Origin of the sequence: Rathayibacter sp. VKM Ac-2857, from assembly GCF_013205025.1 — a bacterium.
Lineage (GTDB): Bacteria > Actinomycetota > Actinomycetes > Actinomycetales > Microbacteriaceae > Rathayibacter.
Genome location: NZ_JABMLE010000002.1, coordinates 1,276,459 through 1,295,873, shown reverse-complemented (window position 1 = coordinate 1,295,873; position 19,415 = coordinate 1,276,459). Strand labels below are relative to the sequence as shown.

Genomic DNA, 19,415 nt, shown 5'->3' with positions numbered 1-19,415 from the left:
GCAGGTAACATTACCCAGGAATTTGATCGATCAAATAATTCGGTCCACGGGGATTTGAACGATCAAGCCCGAGCACCACACCCGTCGAGGAGGACGCATGGCACTGCCGACCGTCGAGGACGTCGCCCGCGCTGCCGGTGTCTCACGCCAGACCGTCTCGAACGTGCTGAACAGCCCGCAGATCGTGCGCGAGAGCACGCGGGAGCGGGTCGAGAAGGCGATCGGCGAGCTCAACTACCGGCCGCACGCCTCCGCCCGCCGCCTGCGCACCCGCAAGTCGGGGACGATCGGCGTCCGGATGGACCGCGTGCTCGACGGGATCTCGGGCAGCCTGCTCGACCGCTTCCTGCACGCCGTCACCGAGCAGGCCGACGCCCGCGGCATGCGGATCCTGCTCTACACGGCGGCGAGCCCCGAGGAGGAGATCGAGCGGATCGGCAAGCTCCGCGACGGAGCCGACGTCGACGCCTTCGTGCTCACCTCGACCTTCTACGGCGACCGGCGCACGGCCTGGCTGATCGAGCAGGGCGTCCCGTTCGTCACCTTCGGCCGCCCCTGGGGGCTCGACGACCAGGGCGACCCGCAGCACCTCTGGGTCGACGTCGACGGCGCCGCGGGCGTCGCGCAGGCCACCGCGCATCTCGCCGACGAGGGCTGCTCCCGGATCGCCTTCTTCGGCTGGCCGGACGGCTCAGCGACCGGTGACGACCGCCGCAGCGGCTGGGAGCGGGTGATGGCGGAGCGCTTCGCCGGTGCGCCCCTCCTCGTCGCGGAGGCCGAGGACGACGTGCAGCGCGCGCGCTCCGCGGCGATCGCCTTCCTCGAAGCGAACCCCGGCGTCGACGGGCTCGTCTGCGTCTCCGACTCCCTCGCCCTCGGCGCCTCGATGGCGGCCGTCGCGGCCGGCCGGCCGAGCCTTCCGATCGTCGGCTTCGACAACACCCCGGTCGCCGGCGCCGTCGGCCTCTCCAGCGTCGAGCAGGACCTCGGCGCGGTCGCGGCCGGCGCCCTCGAGCTCCTCCTCGGCGAGCAGGGCGACGACGTCGTCCACCGCCCCCTCGCACCCGGCGAGGCGCACCGCCTCATCACCCCGCACCTCGTCGTGCGCACCCCGCTCCATCACCCCGAGAGCTGACACGCCCGACGGGCTCCCCACGACTCCCCACGACTCCCTCCCGAAACCCACGAAAGGTCAGAACATGACATCCAGCAGCAGAGCGGCACGCTGGGGTGCCGCGATCCTCGCCGGCGGCCTCGCCCTCTCCCTCGGCGCCTGCTCGAGCGGCGGCGGCGGGTCGGACGACTCCGCCGGTCTCACCGTGATGATCGGCTCCTCCGGCGACGCCGAGACCACCGCCGTCACCGACGCCGTGAACGCCTGGGGCGAGGCGAACGACACCGCCGTCGACGTCGTCGCGGCCAGCGACCTCACCCAGCAGCTCGGCCAGGGCTTCTCGGGCGGCAACCCGCCCGACCTCTTCTACATGAGCTGGGACCAGTTCGAGACCTACGCCAGCAACCGCTACCTCGAGCCCTACGCGCAGGACGCGGACGACGCCGACGCCTTCTACCCGGCGCTGCGCGACGCCTTCACCTACGACGACCAGTTCTACTGCGAGCCCAAGGACTTCTCGACGCTCGGCCTCGTCATCAACACCGACCTCTGGGCGGCGGCGGGCCTCACCGACGCGGACATCCCGACCGACTGGGCGTCGCTCCAGTCCGCGGCGCAGAAGCTGACCGCGAACGGCGTGACCGGGCTCTCCTTCGGCCCCGAGTACGCCCGCATCGGCACCTTCATGAACCAGGCCGGCGGCTCGCTGCTCTCCGAGGACGGCACCACCGTCACCGCGGACACCCCCGAGAACGTCGCGGGCCTCACTGAGGTGAAGACGCTCCTGAGTGACGGCGTGCTGAAGTTCCCGGCCGACCTCGACTCCGGCTGGTCCGGCGAGGCGTTCGGCAAGGGCGCGGCCGCGATGGTGATCGAGGGCCCGTGGATCAACGGGGCGCTCGAAGCCGACTACCCGGACGTGAACTACACGGTCGCCGAGCTGCCCGCGGGCCCCGGCGGGAAGTCGACCTTCACCTTCAGCAACTGCTGGGGCATCCCGGCCGGCAGCACCACCGCCGATCAGACGGAGTCGCTCGTCGCGGCGCTCACCTCGGACGAGCAGCAGCTCGCGTTCTCGGACGCGTTCGGCGTGATCCCCTCGACCGAGTCGGGCGCGGCGGAGTACGCGAGCAAGTACCCCGAGAACGCCGCCTTCGTCACGGGCAACGACTACGCCGTCAGCCCGGTCGCCTTCGCCGGCGCCGCCACCGTGATCACCGACTTCAACTCGGCCCTCGAGGGCCTGGCGTCGGGTGACCCGGAGGCGATCCTCGCGGACCTGCAGACCAACCTGCAGGACGCGCTCGACACCGCGAACGCGAAGTAGCGCGGGACGACACCGATGAGCACCGCCACCGCCGCCCGGAGCCGCCGCTCCGGCATCCGCGGGAACGAGGCCCGCTACGGCTGGCTGTTCACCCTCCCCGCGATCCTGGTCGTCGGCGTCTTCCTGGTCGTCCCGATCGTCCTCGCGCTCTGGGTGAGCGTCAGCAACTGGAACGGCCTCGGCTCGCCGCTGGGCCCGACCGCGCAGTTCGTCGGCGCCGACAACTACCGGGCGGTGCTGCTGGACTCCGTGCTGGCGCAGAAGGACTTCGGCACGGCGATCCGCAACAACGTTTACTACGTGCTGCTCGTCGTCCCGCTGCAGACCGCGCTCGCGCTGTTCCTGGCGGTGCAGGTCAACCGCCGGGTGCTGCGCGGGCGCGGCTTCTTCCGCACCGCGTTCTACTTCCCGTCCGTGACCTCGTCGATCGCGATCACCGTGATCTTCCTGTTCCTCTTCTCGGCCTCCGGCGTCGTCAACGCGGTGCTCGGCTGGTTCGGCGCGGACGGCCCGACCTGGATGGCGGACCCGACCGGGGTGCTGCACTCGCTGCTCGGGCTCGTCGGCGTCGACGGCGCGTGGTTCGCGGGCGGCGCCCCGCTGGGGCTGACCTGGTGGGACTGGCTGTCCGGCCCGTCGGTCGCGATGTGCGTGCTGATCACCATGGCGATCTTCACCACCTCGGGCACCTTCATGCTGCTGTTCCTCGCGGCGCTGCAGAACATCGGCGCCGAGATCGACGAGGCGGCGCTGATGGACGGCGCGGGGCCGCTGCGGAAGTTCTTCTCGGTGACCCTGCCGATGCTGAAGCCGACGCTCTTCACCGTGCTGACCCTGGGGCTGATCGGCACCTGGCAGGTGTTCGACCAGATCTACCTGACCGGTGGCGGGGCGCCCGGCAAGACGCTGCTCACCCCGGCGTACCTCGCCTACGAGTCGTCGTTCACGGATCTGCGCTGGGGCCAGGGCGCGGCGATCGCCTTCATCCTGTTCTTCATCATCGTCGTCCTGACGCTGCTGCAGCGCGCGATCCTCCGCGAGAAGGGCGAGCCGAGCGCCCGCCGGACCCGCCGGGCCGCTCGCGCGGACGCCGCGACGACCCTCACCACGGGAGGCGTGCGATGAGCACCCTGGTCGACTCCGAGCCGCGGACCGACGCGGAGCCGCCGCCGCAGGCGCCGCTGCCGCACCGCCGTGTGCAGCTCGGTGCCCGGGGCCGCGCCTCGCTGATCGGCGGCTACCTGCTGCTGATCGGCCTCGCGCTGGTCTACATCTACCCGTTCTTGATCTCGGTGGCGTCGTCGTTCAAGACCGACGCCGACGCGACCTCCAACCCGCTGTCGCTGCTGCCGGCGACCTGGTCGTTCGCCTCCTACGAGCGGCTGTTCACCGATGTGCCGCTGCCGCTGTGGACGCTGAACTCGGTGATCGTGACCGTCTTCGTCACGGTCGGGCGGGTGTTCTTCGACTCGCTCGCGGGCTACGCGCTCTCGCGGCTGCGCTTCCGCGGCCGTGGGCTGCTGTTCGCGCTGTTCATCGGCGTGATGAGCGTGCCCGCGGTGGTGCTGCTGATCCCGCGGTTCCTGATTCTCAAGCAGCTCGGGCTCTACGACAGCTACGCGGGGATGATCGTGCCGCTGATCGTCGACGCGGCGGGCATCTTCATCATGAAGCAGTTCTTCGACTCGATCCCCCTGTCGATCGAGGAGGCCGCGCGGATCGACGGGGCGGGCGTGTTCCGGACCTTCCGCTCGATCGTGGTGCCGATGGCGCGGCCGGCGATCGTGACGCTGTTCATCCTGTCGTTCCAGGGCTCGTGGAACGAGTTCTCGCACTTCGTCGTCTCGCGGCAGTCGCCGGAGCTGAACACGCTGACGACCGGAGTCGCCTCGCTGGTCTCGGGGCAGCTGGGCACCGGCAACCAGTACCCGCTGCAGCTGGCGGCGGCGGTGCTGATGTCCATCCCGGTCGCCGTGCTGTTCTTCGTCTTCCAGCGGCGGATCATGAACACGACGGAGGGCGCGGAGAAGGGCTGAGCGGGGGCGGGTCTCGATACGCCGCTGCGCGGCTACTCGACCAGCATGTGAGGGCGCGCGTGGCGCGCTGTGCTCTCGGGTCTCGATACGCCGCGTGCCGCGGCTACTCGACCAGCATGCAACTCCTGCTGATCTGACAGCGCGCGCAGCGCGCCCTCCATGCTGATCGAGTAGCGCGCGCAGCGCGCGTATCGAGATCCACCATGACCGGGACTGCTGGTGGAAGCGGGTCTCGATACGCCGCTCCGCGGCTACTCGACCAGCAGGGAAGGGCGCGCGATGCGCGCTGTGCTCCCTGGGTCTCGATACGCCCCTGCGGGGCTACTCGACCAGCATGGAAGGGGCCGCGCCCGAGGGCGCGTCCGTGCTGATGGAGCAGCGCGCGCAGCGCGGCCTCCATGCTGATCGAGTAGCGCGCTCAGCGCGCGTATCGAGATCCGGGGACACGGAAGGGGCGCCCCGCCGCAGCGGGGCGCCCCTTCCTCCGTGCTACTTCTTCAGGAACTCGAGGACGACGCGGTTCCACTCCTCGGCGTGGCTGACGTTGACGCCGTGCGGGGCGCCGGCGACGACGTACAGCTCGGAGCCGGGGATCGCGGCGTGCGTGCGCGCGCCGGAGCCCTCGAAGGGGACGGTGCCGTCACCGTCGCCGTGGATGACGAGCGTCGGGACGGTGACCTTCGGCAGGTCCTCGCGGAAGTCGGTGCCGGCGAACGCGGCCATGCAGGCCAGCGCGGCGTGCTTCGACGACTGCTTGGCGAGCGCGAGCGCGTCCTGGCGCTGCGCCTCGGTGACCTTGAGCTCGCCGTTCACCGAGAAGAACTCGGTCGTGAACTGCTCGTAGAACGAGTCCTCGTCCTTGGTCAGGCCGGCGGTCATCTCGGCGGCGGCCGACTTCTCCAGCGGTCCGTCCGGGTTGTCGTCGGTCTTCATCAGGTACGGCGGCACGGCCGACGCGAAGACGACGCTGTGCAGGCGCTCGGTGCCGTACTTCGAGAAGTAGCGGGCGACCTCGCCGCCGCCCATCGAGAAGCCGACGAGCGTGACGTCCTGCAGGTCGAGCTCGGTGAGCAGCGTGTGCAGGTCCTCGGTGAGGGTGTCGTAGGTGTAGCCGGTGAGCGGCTTGTCGCTGCGGCCGAAGCCGCGGCGGTCGTAGGTGATGACGCGGAAGCCGGCCGCCGCGAACGCGGGGACCTGCTCGCTCCAGGACTCGCCCGAGAGGGGCCAGCCGTGGATCAGGACGACGGGGCGTCCCGAGCCGCCGGTGTCGTCGACGTGGAGGTCCGTGTCCTTGAAGAGGCCGTGGTGGGCGGTGATCTCTGCCATGAGTCGTGCTCCTTCCGGCGCCGAGGATCGGCGTCATCTGTCTGTTCGAAGGAGTCTGCTCACACGGATGGGGAGGACGCCCTGAGGGGAGGGGCCCTTGACAGCCCCTCCCCTCCGGTCCTAGCGAAGCCGGTTCGCGCCGGGGCTCAGGAGAGTGCGTCGACGGCGGCGAGGATCTCGTCCGTCTCGGTGCGCGTCGTGTAGTCGACGTGCACGTCGGCGAAGCGGACGACGCCCTCGGCGTCGAGCACCAGGACGGTCGGGAACGGGATCGCCGGGGTGTCGTCGGCGTTCGAGTCCTTCACCGCGAAGCCGAGCGCCGTGTGCGCCTCGATCGCCGCGTCGCTGGGGGCGGTGACGATGCCGAGCTCGGTGGCGAGCGCGTTGCCCGGATCGGTGACGACGGTGAAGCCGAGCTCGCCGCCCAGCGTGGCGGAGGCGTCGGGCGTCTCCGGGCTGACCGCGACGAAGGCGATGCCGCGGCTCGCCAGCTCGGGGGCGAGGGTCGCGTCGTAGTGGCGCAGCGTGATGTTGCAGTACGGGCACCACGCGCCGCGGTAGAAGACGAGCACGGCCGGGCCGTCGCCGAGGAGGGAGGAGAGCGCGACGCTCTCGCCGCCCTCGGTGACCACGGTCGCGCTCGGCAGCCGCTCCCCGGCCGCGACGGCGTCGGCGGGGACGCCGTTCTCGACGAGGTCAGCCTGCTCGCTCGCGAAGACCGTGGCGAGCTCGTCGCCGATCGTCTCGTTGAAGCCGGTGGTGAAGTCGGCGGTCTGCGCGCCGATCGTCGCGGTGGTCTGCTCGGTGGGCATCGTCGTCTCCGTCCGGGCGGCCGTGGATCGGACGCTCCGGCGCGATCGTAGGGACGCGGACTCGGAGCGGACCTGGGCGACGTCACGGTTCGTCATGAAGAGCCTCCCGGCGCAGACGAAGACGCCGCCCCGGATCGCGAGATCGCGACCGGGACGGCGTCCGTGCTCCCGCGCGGGAGCGGAGAGGCGCTGCTGCGGACTACTGGAATCCGCCGCCGCGGTCCTCCGGGTCCTCGACGGGGTCGGAGTCGGGGGTGTCGAGCGCGTAGGTCACGTGGACCGACTCGCCGACCTCCTTCGCCGAGACGGACGTGTAGACGAGGTGCGTCTCCTGGCCGTCGACGGCGGCGTAGACGTCGACCGACTTCTCGTAGCCGCCCTCGGTGCTGACACGGGTCTCGGTCTGGCCGTCGAACGGCCCGCCCTGGAAGAAGGCGAGGTAGCTCTCGCCCTCGGAGAGTTCGCGGATGTCGTTGCTCATGGGACAGGTCTACCACTCGGGATCGAGCGTCCGCCGGGCGGCCCGTGTCCGCGGCTCCCGCCGGGCGGCGAGAACGTAGGATGACGGGGATGACGATCGGACGCCGCCTCTTCCTGTCGGGAGCCGCCTCGGGCGCCGGTCTCCTGGTCCTCGCGGGCTGCACTCCGCCGCGGCCGACCCCCACGCGCTCCGTCACCGAGGCCCCGGTGCCCACGCCCAGCACCACCGCCGTGCCGACGCCGGCCGCGTTCGTCCGCTCCGGCTGGGCCGAGGACCCGTACGCACTCGGCGCCGTCTCCTACCTCGCGGTCGGAGCCACCCCCGAGCACCGCGACGACCTGGCCGGGAACGTGCTCGACCGCCTGTTCTTCGCCGGCGAGGCCACCGACTCCCAGGAGCCGGGCACCCTGCAGGGCGCCTGGAACTCCGGGGTCCGCGCGGCCGGCGAGATCGCCGCGATCGCCGAGGAGGGCGAGCGGATCGCGATCATCGGCGCCGGTCTCGCGGGCGCCGTCGCCGCCCGCCGCCTGCTCGACGCCGGCTACGACGTCGCGCTCGTCGAGGCGCGCGACCGCGTCGGCGGCCGCATCGCCACCAGCACCCCCGACGGCTGGCCGATCGCCGTCGACAGCGGCGCCTGGGCGCTCGTCGGCGCCGGCCCCGCGCTGCGCGAGAGCGTCCTCGACGCCGGGATCACCACCTCCGCCGTCGACCTCGCGACCGTCCTCTCCAGCACCGAGGACGGCGACCGCCCCGACGTCGGCGACACCGCCGCGAAGGCGCTCACCCGCGCGCTCGAGTGGGCGGCGGAGCAGCCCACCGACCTGCCGCTCGCCGATGCCTTCGCCGGCTCCGGCGCTCCCGACCCGGCGGCCGTCGAGCCCGGCAGCGGGGACGGCGACGCCGCCCGCGTCGCCGCGTTCCTCGCGGGCGGCCCGGTGCTGCGCACGGGCGCCGCTCCCGCCGAGCTCTCCGCCTGGTACGGGCTGGGCGACGCCTCGGCCGCCAGCACCGCGGAGGACGTCGCCGACTCCTCCGACGAGGCCGCCGCGGTCCTCACAGACGGCCTGGCGCCCCTCGTCGAGACGCTGCTCACCGACGTCGAGATCTCGCTGCGCGCGGCCGTCAGCGGCATCGGCTACAGCGACACCGGCGCGAGCATCCGGCTCGCGACGGGGGAGTCGTTCACCGCCGACCGCGTCCTCGTCACGGTGCCGATCGGGGTGCTGCAGAGCGACGCGATCGCGTTCGATCCGCCGCTGCCGTTCGCGCACCGCACCGCGATCGCGGCGATCGGCTCCGGGGTCGTCGAGACGCTCTGGCTCCGCTTCGACGAGCCGTTCTGGGACACCGATCCGGCCCTGCCCGCGCGCTGGTCGCTGGTGGGCTCGGCGGCCGGGATCACGGAGTGGCTGAACCTCGAGCCGACCACCGGCGAGGCGGTGCTCGTCGGGCTCGTCGGCGCCGATCAGGCCCTGTCGCTGCAGTCGCTCACCGACGACGAGCTGCTCGTGGTCGCGCAGTCGGCGCTCACGCCGTTCGCCGTCGCTGCCGGCTGAGCCGCTCGCGCAGCCGGGCGAGCGGGCCGCGCCACTCCGTCGCGCGCGCCGCACCGAGCGGCCGGACCCGGCTGAGCGCGAGCATGAAGGCCGCGATGCCCGAGATCAGGCCGAGCACGATCACGTCGTAGACGACGAACATCACCGGGCCGTCGACCTGCGCGGGGTCGAGGAAGAAGTAGGGGTACCAGCCGATCAGCGCGCCGCGCACCAGTGTGATCACGCCCCAGACGATCGGGAAGCCGAGCACGGTGAGGGTGCCGCGCCAGGCGACGGGGCGGCGGCCGGGGGCGAGGAGCCAGTCGAGCAGCGCGAGCGTCGGGATGACGAAGTGCAGCAGCGCGCTCGACCACGGCACGTCGACGCGGACGCCGCGGTTGTTGGCCTCGACGGCGATCAGCCCGAAGACGATGCCGGAGACCACCATGTAGGTCAGGACGAGCGCGCGCAGCGTGCTGAGCCAGCGCGGCTCGCGCTCGCGGGTCAGGGCGACGATCCCGGACAGGCCCAGGACGACGACGCCGGCCATGTTCGACTGCGTGGTGAAGTACGCGAAGAAGTTGTCGATCTGGAACAGCCGGAAGCCGAGGGTGTAGAGGAAGTCGCCGACGAGCCCGACGGCCCCCAGCCCCGCGAGCGCGAGACGGAGGATCGCGAACGCCTTCCGCACACCCGCTCCGATCCGTCGCCGCGACTGCCCGGAGGGCCGGACGTCCGGACGATTCTACGGTCGCGGTGCTCGGAGCTCCCCGGGCGGGGGCCGTGCAAGGGGCGTCCCGGGCCGCCGGAGCGAGGGATGCACGGGATACCGTGCACTATGCCGTTCACGCCGAGCCACGCCGTCGTCGCTCTGGCGTTCACGAACAGCCGCATCCCCGCCGCCGCCGTCGCGATCGGCGCGATGGCCCCGGACATCGGGCTCTACCTCCCGCTGCGCTGGGCGCGGGACGCGACGCACTCGCTGCCGGGCGTCGTGACGGTCGACCTCGCCGTCGGCGCCGTCGGCCTCCTGCTCTGGCTGGTGCTGCTCCAGCCCGCCTGGCGCGACCTCGCCCCGTGGATCGTGCGGGTGCGCCTGCGATCGCCTGCGGTGCCGCCGCGCTCGGCGCGCGCCCGGACCACGGCGATCGTCCTGGCGGTGGTCGGGCTCGTGATCGGCGCGGCGTCGCACGTGCTCTGGGATGCCTTCACGCACGACGGCGGCCCGTTCGTGGCGGCGCTGCCCTTCCTCCGCGACGAGTTCGGCCCGTTCCCGGGCTACAAGTGGGCGCAGTACGGCAGCGGGGTGCTCGGCCTCGTCGGGCTCGGGATCGGCGCCGTCGTCTGGTACGTCGCGCGCCGGCCGCATCACGTCGCCGAGGACCACCGCGGGCCCGCCCGCGTCGCCGCATGGACGGCCGTCCTCGCCGCCGCGGTCGTCCCGGCCGGCGTCGTGCTCGCGGGGACGGGACTCGATCCGCTCGCGGAGGAGTACCGCTCGTACGTCGTCGACGCGGCGATCCACGCGGTCACCTGGACGACCGCCACCGTGGTCGCGGTGGCCCTGCTCTGGCGCCTCGCGGTCGGCGTCTCACCACGCCAGGGGGTGGATGCGGATCCGTCGTGAGGAGGATGCGCGACTCCATAGCCCGCCGATAGCGTCGATGACGGCCCGTTGGGGCGGGCCGCCTTCGGGGGAAGGCACAAGGGGAAATCGAGGGCCCGCGGCGAGTCGCTGCGGGCCCTCTACCCGTCTCCGGAGTGAGGGCCACCACTTCGCGTCCTCGCTGACGGAGTAGCCGCCGTCGTCCGGACGCTGGTCTGCAGGCTCGGCGTGCTGGCGGGGGCGGGTCTCGATACGCCCCTGCGGGGCTACTCGACCAGCATGAGCAGGAGTGCCCTTGCCATCGTCGGTGCGGGTGAGTCCTTGTTGATCGAGTAGCCCGCTTGCGGGCGTATCGAGATCCGCCGTCGTCATGACGCTGGTCTGCAGGCTCGGCGTGCTGGCGGGGGTGGGTCTCGATACGCCCCTGCGGGGCTACTCGACCAGCATGAGCAGGGGTGCTCCGCTGCCGCACGATCAGCCGGACTCTGCGAACGGACTCGAATCGGGCCTTCGGACGCGAGCGGGGCTCGACTCGTGTCCACTCGAGAGCGCCGAGTCGCGCGAACGGACGCGCGTCGGGCTCTGCGGCCCTGCTGGACCCCGTTCCGCGTCCACTCGCCGCCTCGCACTTCCATGCTGGTCGAGTAGCCGCGCAGCGGCGTATCGAGACCCGCCGTCGCCAGAAAGGCGGGTCTGCAGGCTCGACTTCTGACGCCCGTGGATCTCGATACGCCCGCTGCGCGGGCTACTCGATCAGCATGGGGCGGCAGCCGACGGACCAGCCGCGAGCGACGGCTCGCGTCCGCCCCGCCGTCGGCCGAGTCAGCGGCGCTTGCCGCCGCCCTTGCCGGCAGGCCTCTTCGGGCGGGTGGCCGCCGCGGTGCGCGAGCCGCTGCGCGGGGCGCCCTCGCCGGCCGCGCCCTTCGGCAGCACCGAGGCGGGCGGGATGGGCCGGCGGGTGACCGGGCGCACGGGCTCGCCGCGGCGGGACTGGCCGGGGATCGGGCGCGAGCGGCGGCCGTAGATCAGCTCGGAGGAGTCGAGCAGCCACGGCACCAGCGCGACGGTGACGCCGTGCACGAGCAGCAGCTTCTGGCGGATCCGGCGCGACTTGTGGTTGTGGAGGAAGCCCTCCCACCAGTGCCCGACGATGTACTGCGGCATGTAGACGGTGATGATCTCGGAGCCGTGCTCGAGGCGGTGCGCCTTGATGTACTTGATCAGCGGGTACGAGATGTCGCGGTACGGCGAGGCGATGCAGCGCAGCGGGACCTCGATGTCCATCCGCGCCCAGTCGGCCTTGAGCTGCGCGGTCTGCGCGTCGTCGATCGACGAGTGCACCGCCTCCAGCGACTCGTGCCGCGCGGCGATCGCGTAGTCGAGCGCCTTGAGGGTCGGCTTGTTCATCCGGCCGACGAGGACGACCGCGTGGTCGCCGTTGGCGCCGAAGGTCGTGGTCGGGTCGACCTCGATCTCCTTCTCCACGTCGCGGTAGTAGCGGTAGACGCCGGCCATCAGCACGCCGAGGATCGGCATCACCAGGTAGACGAGCCAGGCGCCGTGGGTGAACTTCGTGATCGTGACGACGACGAGCACGGCGAAGGTGAGCGTGGCGCCGAAGAGGTTGATCGCGAGGCTGGTCTTGACGGTGCGCGAGCCCTCGCCGTTCTTGATCATCCGGATCCAGTGCTTCACCATGCCGGACTGCCCGAGGGTGAAGGAGACGAAGACGCCGATGATGTAGAGCTGCACCAGGCTGGTCAGCGAGGCCTGGTAGACGAGCAGGATGATCGCCGCGACGAGCGCCAGGATGATGACACCGTTGGAGTAGATGAGGCGATCGCCGCGGGTGTTCAGCGACTTCGGCGCGTAGCCGTCGCGGGCGAGGACGGAGCCCAGCAGCGGGAAGCCGTTGAACGCGGTGTTGGCAGCGAGCAGCAGCACGGCGGCGGTGGCGGCCTGGATCACGAAGAAGAGGACCGTGTTGTTGCCGAAGGTGGCGGCCGCGACCTGCGCGATCACGGAGCGCTGCGGCGTGGTCGCGCAGTCGGCGAAGCCCACGAGATGGCAGGCGTTCTCGGCGTAGTGCACGTTCGAGAGCAGCGCGAGGGCGGTCAGGCCGACGAACAGGACGATCGCGATCGTGCCCATCGCGACGAGCGTGCGCTGCGCGTTCTTGACCTTCGGGACGCGGAAGGCGGGCACGCCGTTCGAGATCGCCTCGACCCCGGTGAGCGCGGCGCAGCCGCTCGCGAACGAGCGCAGCAGCAGGAGGACGATCGCGGCCTGGGTGAGCTGCTCGCCCTGCACGGTGAAGCCGGCCGACTCCGCCACGGGAGCGTCGCCGAACGCCGCGCGGCCGAGGCCGACGACGACCATCACGAAGACGCTCGCGACGAAGAGGTAGGTGGGGACGGCGAAGGCCTTGCTCGACTCCGAGACGCCGCGGAGGTTCACGGCCGCCAGGAGGATCACGAAGAGGATCGCGAGCTCGACCCGGAGCGGGGCGAGCGCGGGGATCGCGGAGATGATGTTGTCGACGCCGGAGGCGACCGAGACCGCGACGGTCAGCACATAGTCGACCAGGAGGGCCGCGGCGACCGTCAGCCCCGCGGTCTCGCCGAGGTTGGTGCGGGCGACCTCGTAGTCGCCGCCGCCGGACGGGTACGCCTTGATCAGCTGGCGGTAGCTGAGGACGACGACGACCAGCAGCACCACGACGCAGCCGGCGACCCAGGGCGCGAAGGTGAGGAAGGAGAGGCCGCCGAGCAGCAGGATCATCAGCAGCTCCTGCGGCGCGTAGGCCACGGAGGAGAGCGGGTCGCTGGCGAAGATCGGGAGGGCGAGCCGCTTCTGCAGCAGCTGGCCCTCGAGCTTGTCGCTCGAGAGGGGCTCGCCGATGAAGAAGTGCTTCGCGGTGCGGAGCTCGTTCGCGTCGGCGTCGTCCGCACCGGTGGAGGACGCCTTCGCGCCCGAAGGGGGGCCCTCGTGTGTCACGAGCGATGACACTACTCCGTGGCCGGGGGCAGTCAAGCCGCTCGGACGTCGGCCGCGAGAGCGCTGAACCCGGGCTGTGACCGGGCATTTCCGCAGTTGTCGGGCAAGCGGTTCCAACCAGGTCCCCATCTGTGGGACAGGGGGTCAAATCACCCTCGAACTGGGGCCACTCTCGACGCTGTGAAATCGCCGGAAGTCTGTTGAAGTCGAAGACAGGTCACTCCGAAGGGGGGAGCCGACGGGTTCCGCCTGTCGACGCTCGGAGGGGCCTGCACCGTTCCGCCGCCTCCCGGCCCCTGACCCGAGCCCCGCTGCAGCGGCGCGGGCGCTCGCTCGGAGTGCCTGCGTCGACCCGCCCGCACCACGACAGGTCGGCCGAGACGCCGACAGAATCGACGGAACCCGTGTCCTCTTCCCGCACCGCCGCGCCGCCGGCCCGCTCGCGCCTCTGGCGCGCAGCCGGCCTGGCCACCGCGCTCGCCGTGACCGCCGGCATCGCCCTCGCCGGCTCCGCTCCCGCCCAGGCCGCCACCACCGGCCACTACCTCGTGTCGGTCGACTCGAGCTCCATCTCGGAGCAGGTCGTCCGCGCGCTCGGCGTCGCCGACGACGTGCAGTTCGAGGGCGGCGTCGCGGGCTTCACCGCCCCGCTCACCGAGCGCCAGAAGGCGGTCCTCGAGGCCGACTCGCGGGTCCTCGGCATCACCCCCGCCGACCAGGTCGTCGACGGTCAGGCGCAGACCACCCCCTCGCACGTGCTCACCGCGGAGGCCGACAAGGCCCCGGTGCGCGCCGGCGACGGAGTGACGAACTACACCGGTCCGGCCGTCGCGGTCATCGACTCCGGCGTCAGCGCGCACCCCGACTACAACCTGAAGGAGCAGATCAACTGCTTCGGCTCGGGCACCGCCGCCGACGCCAACGGTCACGGCACCGGCGTCTCGGGCTACATGGCCGCCTACGACAACGACTCCGGCTCGGTCGGCGTCGCGCCCGGCGCTCCGATCTACTCGGTCCGCGCGCTCGACGCGAACAACCGCGGCAACACCGGCACCCTGATGTGCGCCCTCGACTGGGTGTCCGCGAACGCGGCGAAGTACAACATCAAGGTCGTCAACATGTCGCTCGCCACCTACGGCACCGACGACGGCAACTGCGGCCGCTCGAACGGCGACGTGATCCACCAGGCGATCTGCGACCTCGAGGCCAAGGGCATCGTCTCCGTCGGCTCCGCGGGCAACACCTCCGAGGACATCGCCGGCTGGATCCCCGCCGGCTACGACGAGGTGCTCGCCGTGACCAACATGGCCAACTACGACGGCAAGCCCGGCGGGCTCGCCTCGGCGCCCTGCGGCGTCCAGACCAAGGACGACGCGGTCTCGACCAACAGCAACTTCGCCGTCTCGGCCGCCGACCAGAAGCACACCATCGCCGCCCCCGGCATGTGCCCGTACACCACCAAGAAGGGTGGCGGCTTCGCCTACATCCAGTCGGGCTCGAGCATGGCGGCCGCCGGCACCAGCGGTGTCGTCCTCGACTGCATGAGCTCCGGTGGATCCTGCGCGGGCAAGAGCCCGGCGCAGGTCCGCGCCCAGGTCATCGCCCAGGCGAAGGCGGCGACCGAGCGCGGCCGCACCTTCCAGGGCGACCCGACCCGCGCCGTCTCCGGCCGCTACTTCGGCTACGCCGTGAGCACGATCCCCGTCGGCACCGTTCCGACGCCGGACCCGACGCCCACCGCCACGCCGACCGCGACGCCCACGGCGACGCCGACCGCGACTCCGACGGCGACGCCGACCACGACGCCGAAGCCGACGGCCACCCCGACGGCGACCGCGACGCCGACCACCCCTCCGGCGACCGACACGCAGAAGCCGACGGTGAGCATCACCTCGCCCTCGACCAACACCACGGTCGTCGGCTCGATCCGCCTCGTGGCTTCGGCCAGCGACAACGTCGGAGTGACGGCCGTCGCGTTCTACGCCGGCGGCACGAAGCTCGGCAACGGCGTGCTGCAGTCGAACGGGACGTGGACGCTGTCCGCCAACTCCAAGTCCTACCCGAACGCCAGCTACCAGGTGACGGCCAAGGCCCAGGACAAGGCCGGCAACGTGACGACCAGCTCGGCGATCACGCTGCGCGTCGCGAACTGAGTTCCTGAGAACCGAACGGAGGGGTCCCGCCTGACGGCGGGGCCCCTTCGTCGTTCCCGAAGCGTGCGTGCTGATCGAGTAGCCCGCCGAGCGGGCGTATCGAGATCCGCCGTGTCTGCGGTGGGTGGGTCTCGATACGCCGCTGCGCGGCTACTCGACCAGCATGGATCGGCAGGCGTGCCCGTGCTCGTGCGGTCGCCGAAGGGCGGCGTCCATGCCGATCGAGTAGCCCGCAGAGCGCGCGTACTGAGATCCGGCGTCCGTTCGGTGGGTGGGTCTCGATACGCCGCTGCGCGGCTACTCGACCAACATGAAAGGGGCGACGCGCGAAAACCGGGGCCATGAACGGCTTCCCGCGGGTGTGAGGCGCGCGGCATTGCCGCGTCCATGCTGATCGAGTAGCCCGCGGAGCGGGCGTATCGAGATCCACCTCCGTCAGGACGCGAGTCTGCAGACCCGCCCCGCTGACGGTGGTGGGTCTCGATACGCCCCTCCGGGGCTACTCGACCAGCATGAGTGGGTGCGCCCGCCGCTGGGGGTCAGGGGTGGGTGGCGGCGCCGATCAGGCGGGTGAGGGCGTCGCGGACGGCGGCGAGCTCGTCGAGGGGGAGGTCGAGGCGCTCGACGATCTGCGGGGGGACCTGGAGCGCCCGCTCGCGGAGGGCGGCTCCGGACGGGGTCAGCGCGACGTCGAGGCGGCGCTCGTCCTCGGTGCTGCGGGCGCGCGTGACGTAGCCGGTCGCCTCGAGGCGCTTCACCAGCGGGCTGAGGGTGGCCGGCTCGAGGTGCAGGGCCGCGCCGAGGTCGGCGAGCGAGCGCGGGGCGCGCTCCCAGAGCGCGAGCATCACCAGGTACTGCGGGTGCGTGAGGCCGAGCGGCTCGAGCACGGGCCGGTAGAGGCCGATGACGGTGCGGGCGGCCACGGCGAGCGAGAAGCAGACCTGGTTCTGCAGGGCGAGTGGATCGGTGTCCACGGGCTCGGTCTCCACGGAATCAGCCCTTCTTTCCCATCGCGCACTGATGATTAGTACACTAAGCATATGCCGAAGCCCAGCCGATCCCTCTACCAGCGCTTCAACGCGCGGCTCTTCCCCTGGCTCGGTCCGCCGCCGCTCGGTCCCTACGACCAGCCCGAGCCCGAGGCGCCCGCCGGCCGCGCCTGCCCTCTCTGCGGCCGACTGATGTCGGAGCACGTGATCGACCGCAGCGGTCCGCGCACCCAGCTCTACTGCCCCGGCACGGATCCCGCGACGGACCCCGACACCGCCGCCTGACCGCCCGATCGGCCCCTCCGGACTCGCACGTCCCCTTTCGGGGGCCACGGCCTCGCGCCGCCGGAGGCGGATGATGAGCGCATGTCCCGTCTCCGCTCCGACTCCGCCCGTGCCGTCCAGTTCACCCGCTTCGGCGGGGTGGACGTGCTCGAGGTCGCCGACATCGCGCGTCCTCAGCCCGGGCCGGGGGAGGTCCTCGTCGAGGTGCTCGCCGCCGGTGTGAACCACATGGAGGCGTTCATCCGGCAGGGGATGTTCGACTCCGACCACTCCGCCGCCTTCCCGATGCGCCAGGGCACCGACTTCTCCGGCATCGTCGTCGGCCTCGGCGAGGGCGTGAGCGACCTCAAGCTCCGCAGCGACGTCGTCGGCCACGCGCTGGTCGGCTCGCACGCCACCCACATCGTCGTCCCGCGGGAGAACCTGGTCGCCAAGCCCGCCTCGGTGAGCTGGGAGGTCGGCGGCGCGCTGTTCCTCGCGGGCGTCACCGCCTGGCGCGCGATCGAGGCCACCCACATCGGACCCGACGACACCGTGGTCGTCTCGGCGGCCGCGGGCGGCGTGGGCAGCATGGAGATCCAGCTGGCCAAGCTGCGCGGCGCGACCGTGCTCGGCACCTGCGGCGAGCGGAACTTCGACTACCTCCGCCAGATCGGCGTGAAGCCGATCGTCTACGGCGACGGCATCGCCGACCGCATCCGCGCCGCGGCGCCGAACGGCGTGACCGTCTTCCTCGACAACTTCGGCGGCGACAACGCGGCGCTGGCCGCCGAGCTCGGCATCGAGCCGGCCCGCTTCCACTCCAGCGACGACCGCAAGGAGATCGAGCTGCGCGCCGTCTGGCCCGACGCCGAGACCGCTCGGCGCGACACCGAGATCCTCGGCGAGCTGGTCGGCCTGGTCCGCGACCAGAAGCTGCGGGTGCTGGTCTCGGGCTTCTACCCCTACGGCTTCGTGCAGGACGCGTTCGACGACCTCGAGAAGCGGCACTCCCGCGGCAAGATCGTGCTCGGGATGAACCCGGTCGACGCGGGGCGCGTGACCAAGGCGCGCGACATCCACGAGGCCGGTGCCTAGCGTCGGCCCTCGGGCCTAGGCTCCCTCTCGGAAGGGAGCCGCGTGGAGGAACCCGTCGTCGCCATCATCTGGATCGTCTCGTTCGTGGTCGTCACCGTGCTGGTGACGGGGCTCTCGGGCAAGGCCGGCTGGTCGGCCCCCGTGGCGCTGGTCGCCGTCGGCGCGCTCGTCTCCTTCATCCCCGGGATCCCCGAGGTCGTGGTCGAGCCGGACGTCGTCCTCTACGGGATCCTGCCGCCGCTGCTCTACGCCGCGGCGATCCGCACGTCCGTGCTGGACGTCCGCGCCCGCGGCGACAGCATCCTGCTGCTCTCGGTCGGGCTCGTGGTCTTCACGGTGCTGGTGGTCGGCGCGGTCGCCTGGGCGGTGGTGCCCGCGATCTCGATCGCCGCGGCCCTCGCCTTCGGGGCGATCGTGGCGCCGACCGACGCCGTGGCGGTGTCCGCGATCGCGGGGCGGCTGCGGCTCCCGCGGCGGATGATGACGGTGCTCGAGGGCGAGAGCCTGCTCAACGACGCGACCGCGCTCGTCGCGCTGAACGCCTCGCTGCTCGCGATCGTCAGCACCGTGACGCCCGGCGGGATCGCGCTCGACTTCGTGCTGGCCGTCGTGGTCGGTGCGGGGGTCGGGATCCTGATCGCGGTCGTCCTCGGGTTCGTGCGGAAGCAGGTGTCCTCCTCGGTGCTCGACACGAGCCTCTCGCTGGTGACGCCGTACGTCGCGTTCATCCCGGCGCAGCTGCTGCACGGCTCGGGCGTGCTCGCGGTCGTGGTCGCCGGGCTGTTCCTCGGCTTCCGGGCGCCGGTGATCCAGTCGGCCCAGGCGCGGATCGCGGAGTCGCTGAACTGGCGCACCATCCAGTTCCTGCTCGAGAACGCGGTCTTCCTCTTCATCGGGCTGAGCCTGGCCTCTGTCGTCGGGGCGACCGCCGACTCCGACATCGGCGTCTGGCAGGGGATCGGCATCAGCGCGGCGCTGCTCGGGGCACTGATCGGCAGCCGGGTGCTCTGGATGTGCCTGACCACCGTGCTCTTCCGGCACGGACCGCGGCGGCTGCAGCAGCGCGGCTGGACCTGGCCGACCGCGCTCGGGGTGTCCGTGGCCGGGATCCGCGGCGTCGTCACGCTCGCCGCCGCGTTCCTGCTGCCGGAGGAGACCCCGCAGCGGGCGTTCCTGCAGTTCCTGGCGTTCGTGGTGGTGGCGAGCACGCTGGTGCAGGGGCTCGCGCTGCCGCGGGTGCTCCGGCTGCTCAAGCTGCCGGCGCCGAACGAGCAGCAGGAGCACGTGGAGAAGCAGATGCTGCTGGCCGAGGCGCAGTCGGCCGGTTTGGCGCGGCTCGACCAGGAGCCGCAGGACGGCGTCGAGGAGCGGGTGCTCGACCGGCTGCGGCGGAACGCGGTGTTCCTCGCGGACGCGCTGGAGAACCCGCCGGAGGCGGAGGGCGCGGAGCCGCTGACCCACTCCTACAACCGGCTGCGGCGCGTGATGATCGCGGCGGAGCGCGAGGCGGTGCTGAAGGCGCGCGCCGAGGGGCGCTACCAGGAGCCGGCGGTGCGCAGTGCGCTGGCGTTCCTCGACGTCGAGGAGGAGGCGCTGGCGGTGGGGCGGCAGTAGCCGACCTGCCCCGGCCGCCTGGAGTGAGCGGTGAAAATCCTATAGGATCGACGGGTCCGG

General features: G+C 71.8%; 16 protein-coding genes. 10 read left to right on the top strand and 6 right to left on the bottom strand.

Going from position 1 to position 19,415, the window contains the following annotated elements; all coding sequences use genetic code 11:
• Window positions 1-97 precede the first annotated feature (97 nt).
• The 4 genes from HQQ86_RS13050 (at window position 98) to HQQ86_RS13035 (ending at window position 4,477) form a co-directional block, all read left to right on the top strand.
• On the top strand, window positions 98-1,135 hold the full coding sequence (locus tag HQQ86_RS13050; protein WP_173288626.1) for a LacI family DNA-binding transcriptional regulator: 1,038 nt from the start codon (window positions 98-100) through the stop codon (window positions 1,133-1,135).
• 64 nt (window positions 1,136-1,199) lie between these two features.
• A complete protein-coding gene (locus HQQ86_RS13045) occupies window positions 1,200-2,441 on the top strand; it encodes an extracellular solute-binding protein (protein ID WP_173288625.1) in 1,242 nt (413 codons plus the stop codon).
• A 15-nt stretch (window positions 2,442-2,456) separates the two neighbouring features.
• Window positions 2,457-3,566 (top strand): carbohydrate ABC transporter permease, encoded by a 1,110-nt coding sequence (locus tag HQQ86_RS13040; protein ID WP_173288624.1) that lies wholly within the window; start codon window positions 2,457-2,459, stop codon window positions 3,564-3,566.
• Window positions 3,563-4,477, top strand: coding sequence for a carbohydrate ABC transporter permease (locus HQQ86_RS13035; RefSeq protein WP_173288623.1), 915 nt, complete (start codon window positions 3,563-3,565; stop codon window positions 4,475-4,477). Before HQQ86_RS13040 ends, HQQ86_RS13035 begins: the two co-directional genes overlap by 4 nt.
• Window positions 4,478-4,966: 489 nt before the next feature.
• On the opposite strand, the gene HQQ86_RS13030 is transcribed toward HQQ86_RS13035, so the two are convergent.
• The 3 genes from HQQ86_RS13030 to HQQ86_RS13020 all read right to left on the bottom strand — a co-directional run bounded on the left by HQQ86_RS13030 (window position 4,967) and on the right by HQQ86_RS13020 (window position 7,096).
• Window positions 4,967-5,803, bottom strand: a complete 837-nt coding sequence (locus tag HQQ86_RS13030; RefSeq protein ID WP_173251087.1) for an alpha/beta fold hydrolase — start codon at window positions 5,801-5,803, stop codon at window positions 4,967-4,969.
• A gap of 146 nt (window positions 5,804-5,949) precedes the next feature.
• Window positions 5,950-6,615 carry a peroxiredoxin-like family protein gene (locus tag HQQ86_RS13025; protein ID WP_173288622.1) on the bottom strand — a complete coding sequence of 222 codons (666 nt, stop codon included), beginning with the start codon at window positions 6,613-6,615 and terminating at the stop codon, window positions 5,950-5,952.
• A gap of 199 nt (window positions 6,616-6,814) precedes the next feature.
• Entirely contained in the window at window positions 6,815-7,096 is a 282-nt protein-coding gene (locus tag HQQ86_RS13020; RefSeq protein WP_173288620.1) for an oligoribonuclease, read from the bottom strand.
• A gap of 89 nt (window positions 7,097-7,185) precedes the next feature.
• Here HQQ86_RS13020 and HQQ86_RS13015 point away from each other — a divergent pair, with 89 nt between their 5' ends.
• Window positions 7,186-8,655, top strand: a complete 1,470-nt coding sequence (locus HQQ86_RS13015) for an NAD(P)/FAD-dependent oxidoreductase (RefSeq protein WP_173288619.1) — start codon at window positions 7,186-7,188, stop codon at window positions 8,653-8,655.
• On the opposite strand, the gene HQQ86_RS13010 is transcribed toward HQQ86_RS13015, so the two are convergent.
• On the bottom strand, window positions 8,627-9,325 hold the full coding sequence (locus HQQ86_RS13010) for a Pr6Pr family membrane protein (protein WP_173288618.1): 699 nt from the start codon (window positions 9,323-9,325) through the stop codon (window positions 8,627-8,629). The genes HQQ86_RS13015 and HQQ86_RS13010 overlap by 29 nt on opposite strands.
• Before the next feature lie 147 nt (window positions 9,326-9,472).
• Here HQQ86_RS13010 and HQQ86_RS13005 point away from each other — a divergent pair, with 147 nt between their 5' ends.
• The gene (locus HQQ86_RS13005; protein WP_173288617.1) at window positions 9,473-10,261 is read left to right on the top strand and encodes a DUF4184 family protein; all 789 of its coding nucleotides are present in this window, start codon (window positions 9,473-9,475) and stop codon (window positions 10,259-10,261) included.
• A gap of 801 nt (window positions 10,262-11,062) precedes the next feature.
• Here the strand turns inward: HQQ86_RS13005 and HQQ86_RS13000 are convergent.
• Window positions 11,063-13,141 (bottom strand): APC family permease, encoded by a 2,079-nt coding sequence (locus HQQ86_RS13000; protein ID WP_367948658.1) that lies wholly within the window; start codon window positions 13,139-13,141, stop codon window positions 11,063-11,065.
• A 500-nt stretch (window positions 13,142-13,641) separates the two neighbouring features.
• Between HQQ86_RS13000 and HQQ86_RS22080 the strand changes: the two genes are divergently transcribed.
• Window positions 13,642-15,390, top strand: a complete 1,749-nt coding sequence (locus HQQ86_RS22080; RefSeq protein WP_173288615.1) for an Ig-like domain-containing protein — start codon at window positions 13,642-13,644, stop codon at window positions 15,388-15,390.
• A gap of 539 nt (window positions 15,391-15,929) precedes the next feature.
• Here HQQ86_RS22080 and HQQ86_RS12990 read toward each other — a convergent pair.
• Window positions 15,930-16,364: a MarR family winged helix-turn-helix transcriptional regulator gene (locus HQQ86_RS12990; protein ID WP_367948639.1), complete on the bottom strand. Its 435-nt coding sequence runs from the start codon at window positions 16,362-16,364 to the stop codon at window positions 15,930-15,932.
• Window positions 16,365-16,430: 66 nt separating this feature from the next.
• Here HQQ86_RS12990 and HQQ86_RS12985 point away from each other — a divergent pair, with 66 nt between their 5' ends.
• From HQQ86_RS12985 to HQQ86_RS12975, 3 genes are all read left to right on the top strand, one after another.
• A complete protein-coding gene (locus tag HQQ86_RS12985) occupies window positions 16,431-16,664 on the top strand; it encodes a hypothetical protein (RefSeq protein WP_173288613.1) in 234 nt (77 codons plus the stop codon).
• A gap of 81 nt (window positions 16,665-16,745) precedes the next feature.
• Window positions 16,746-17,741 carry an NADP-dependent oxidoreductase gene (locus tag HQQ86_RS12980; protein WP_173288612.1) on the top strand — a complete coding sequence of 332 codons (996 nt, stop codon included), beginning with the start codon at window positions 16,746-16,748 and terminating at the stop codon, window positions 17,739-17,741.
• Between the two features lie 42 nt (window positions 17,742-17,783).
• The gene (locus HQQ86_RS12975; RefSeq protein WP_173288611.1) at window positions 17,784-19,355 is read left to right on the top strand and encodes a cation:proton antiporter; all 1,572 of its coding nucleotides are present in this window, start codon (window positions 17,784-17,786) and stop codon (window positions 19,353-19,355) included.
• Window positions 19,356-19,415 lie beyond the last annotated feature (60 nt).

Bases quoted from the DNA above. Each gene is read 5' to 3' on its own strand.
- HQQ86_RS13050 (WP_173288626.1), top strand. From the start codon at position 98: ATGGCACTGCCGACCGTCGAGGACGTCGCCCGCGCTGCCGGTGTCTCA.
- HQQ86_RS13045 (WP_173288625.1), top strand. From the start codon at position 1,200: ATGACATCCAGCAGCAGAGCGGCACGCTGGGGTGCCGCGATCCTCGCC.
- HQQ86_RS13040 (WP_173288624.1), top strand. From the start codon at position 2,457: ATGAGCACCGCCACCGCCGCCCGGAGCCGCCGCTCCGGCATCCGCGGG.
- HQQ86_RS13035 (WP_173288623.1), top strand. From the start codon at position 3,563: ATGAGCACCCTGGTCGACTCCGAGCCGCGGACCGACGCGGAGCCGCCG.
- HQQ86_RS13030 (WP_173251087.1), bottom strand. From the start codon at position 5,803: ATGGCAGAGATCACCGCCCACCACGGCCTCTTCAAGGACACGGACCTC.
- HQQ86_RS13025 (WP_173288622.1), bottom strand. From the start codon at position 6,615: ATGCCCACCGAGCAGACCACCGCGACGATCGGCGCGCAGACCGCCGAC.
- HQQ86_RS13020 (WP_173288620.1), bottom strand. From the start codon at position 7,096: ATGAGCAACGACATCCGCGAACTCTCCGAGGGCGAGAGCTACCTCGCC.
- HQQ86_RS13015 (WP_173288619.1), top strand. From the start codon at position 7,186: ATGACGATCGGACGCCGCCTCTTCCTGTCGGGAGCCGCCTCGGGCGCC.
- HQQ86_RS13005 (WP_173288617.1), top strand. From the start codon at position 9,473: ATGCCGTTCACGCCGAGCCACGCCGTCGTCGCTCTGGCGTTCACGAAC.
- HQQ86_RS12985 (WP_173288613.1), top strand. From the start codon at position 16,431: ATGCCGAAGCCCAGCCGATCCCTCTACCAGCGCTTCAACGCGCGGCTC.
- HQQ86_RS12980 (WP_173288612.1), top strand. From the start codon at position 16,746: ATGTCCCGTCTCCGCTCCGACTCCGCCCGTGCCGTCCAGTTCACCCGC.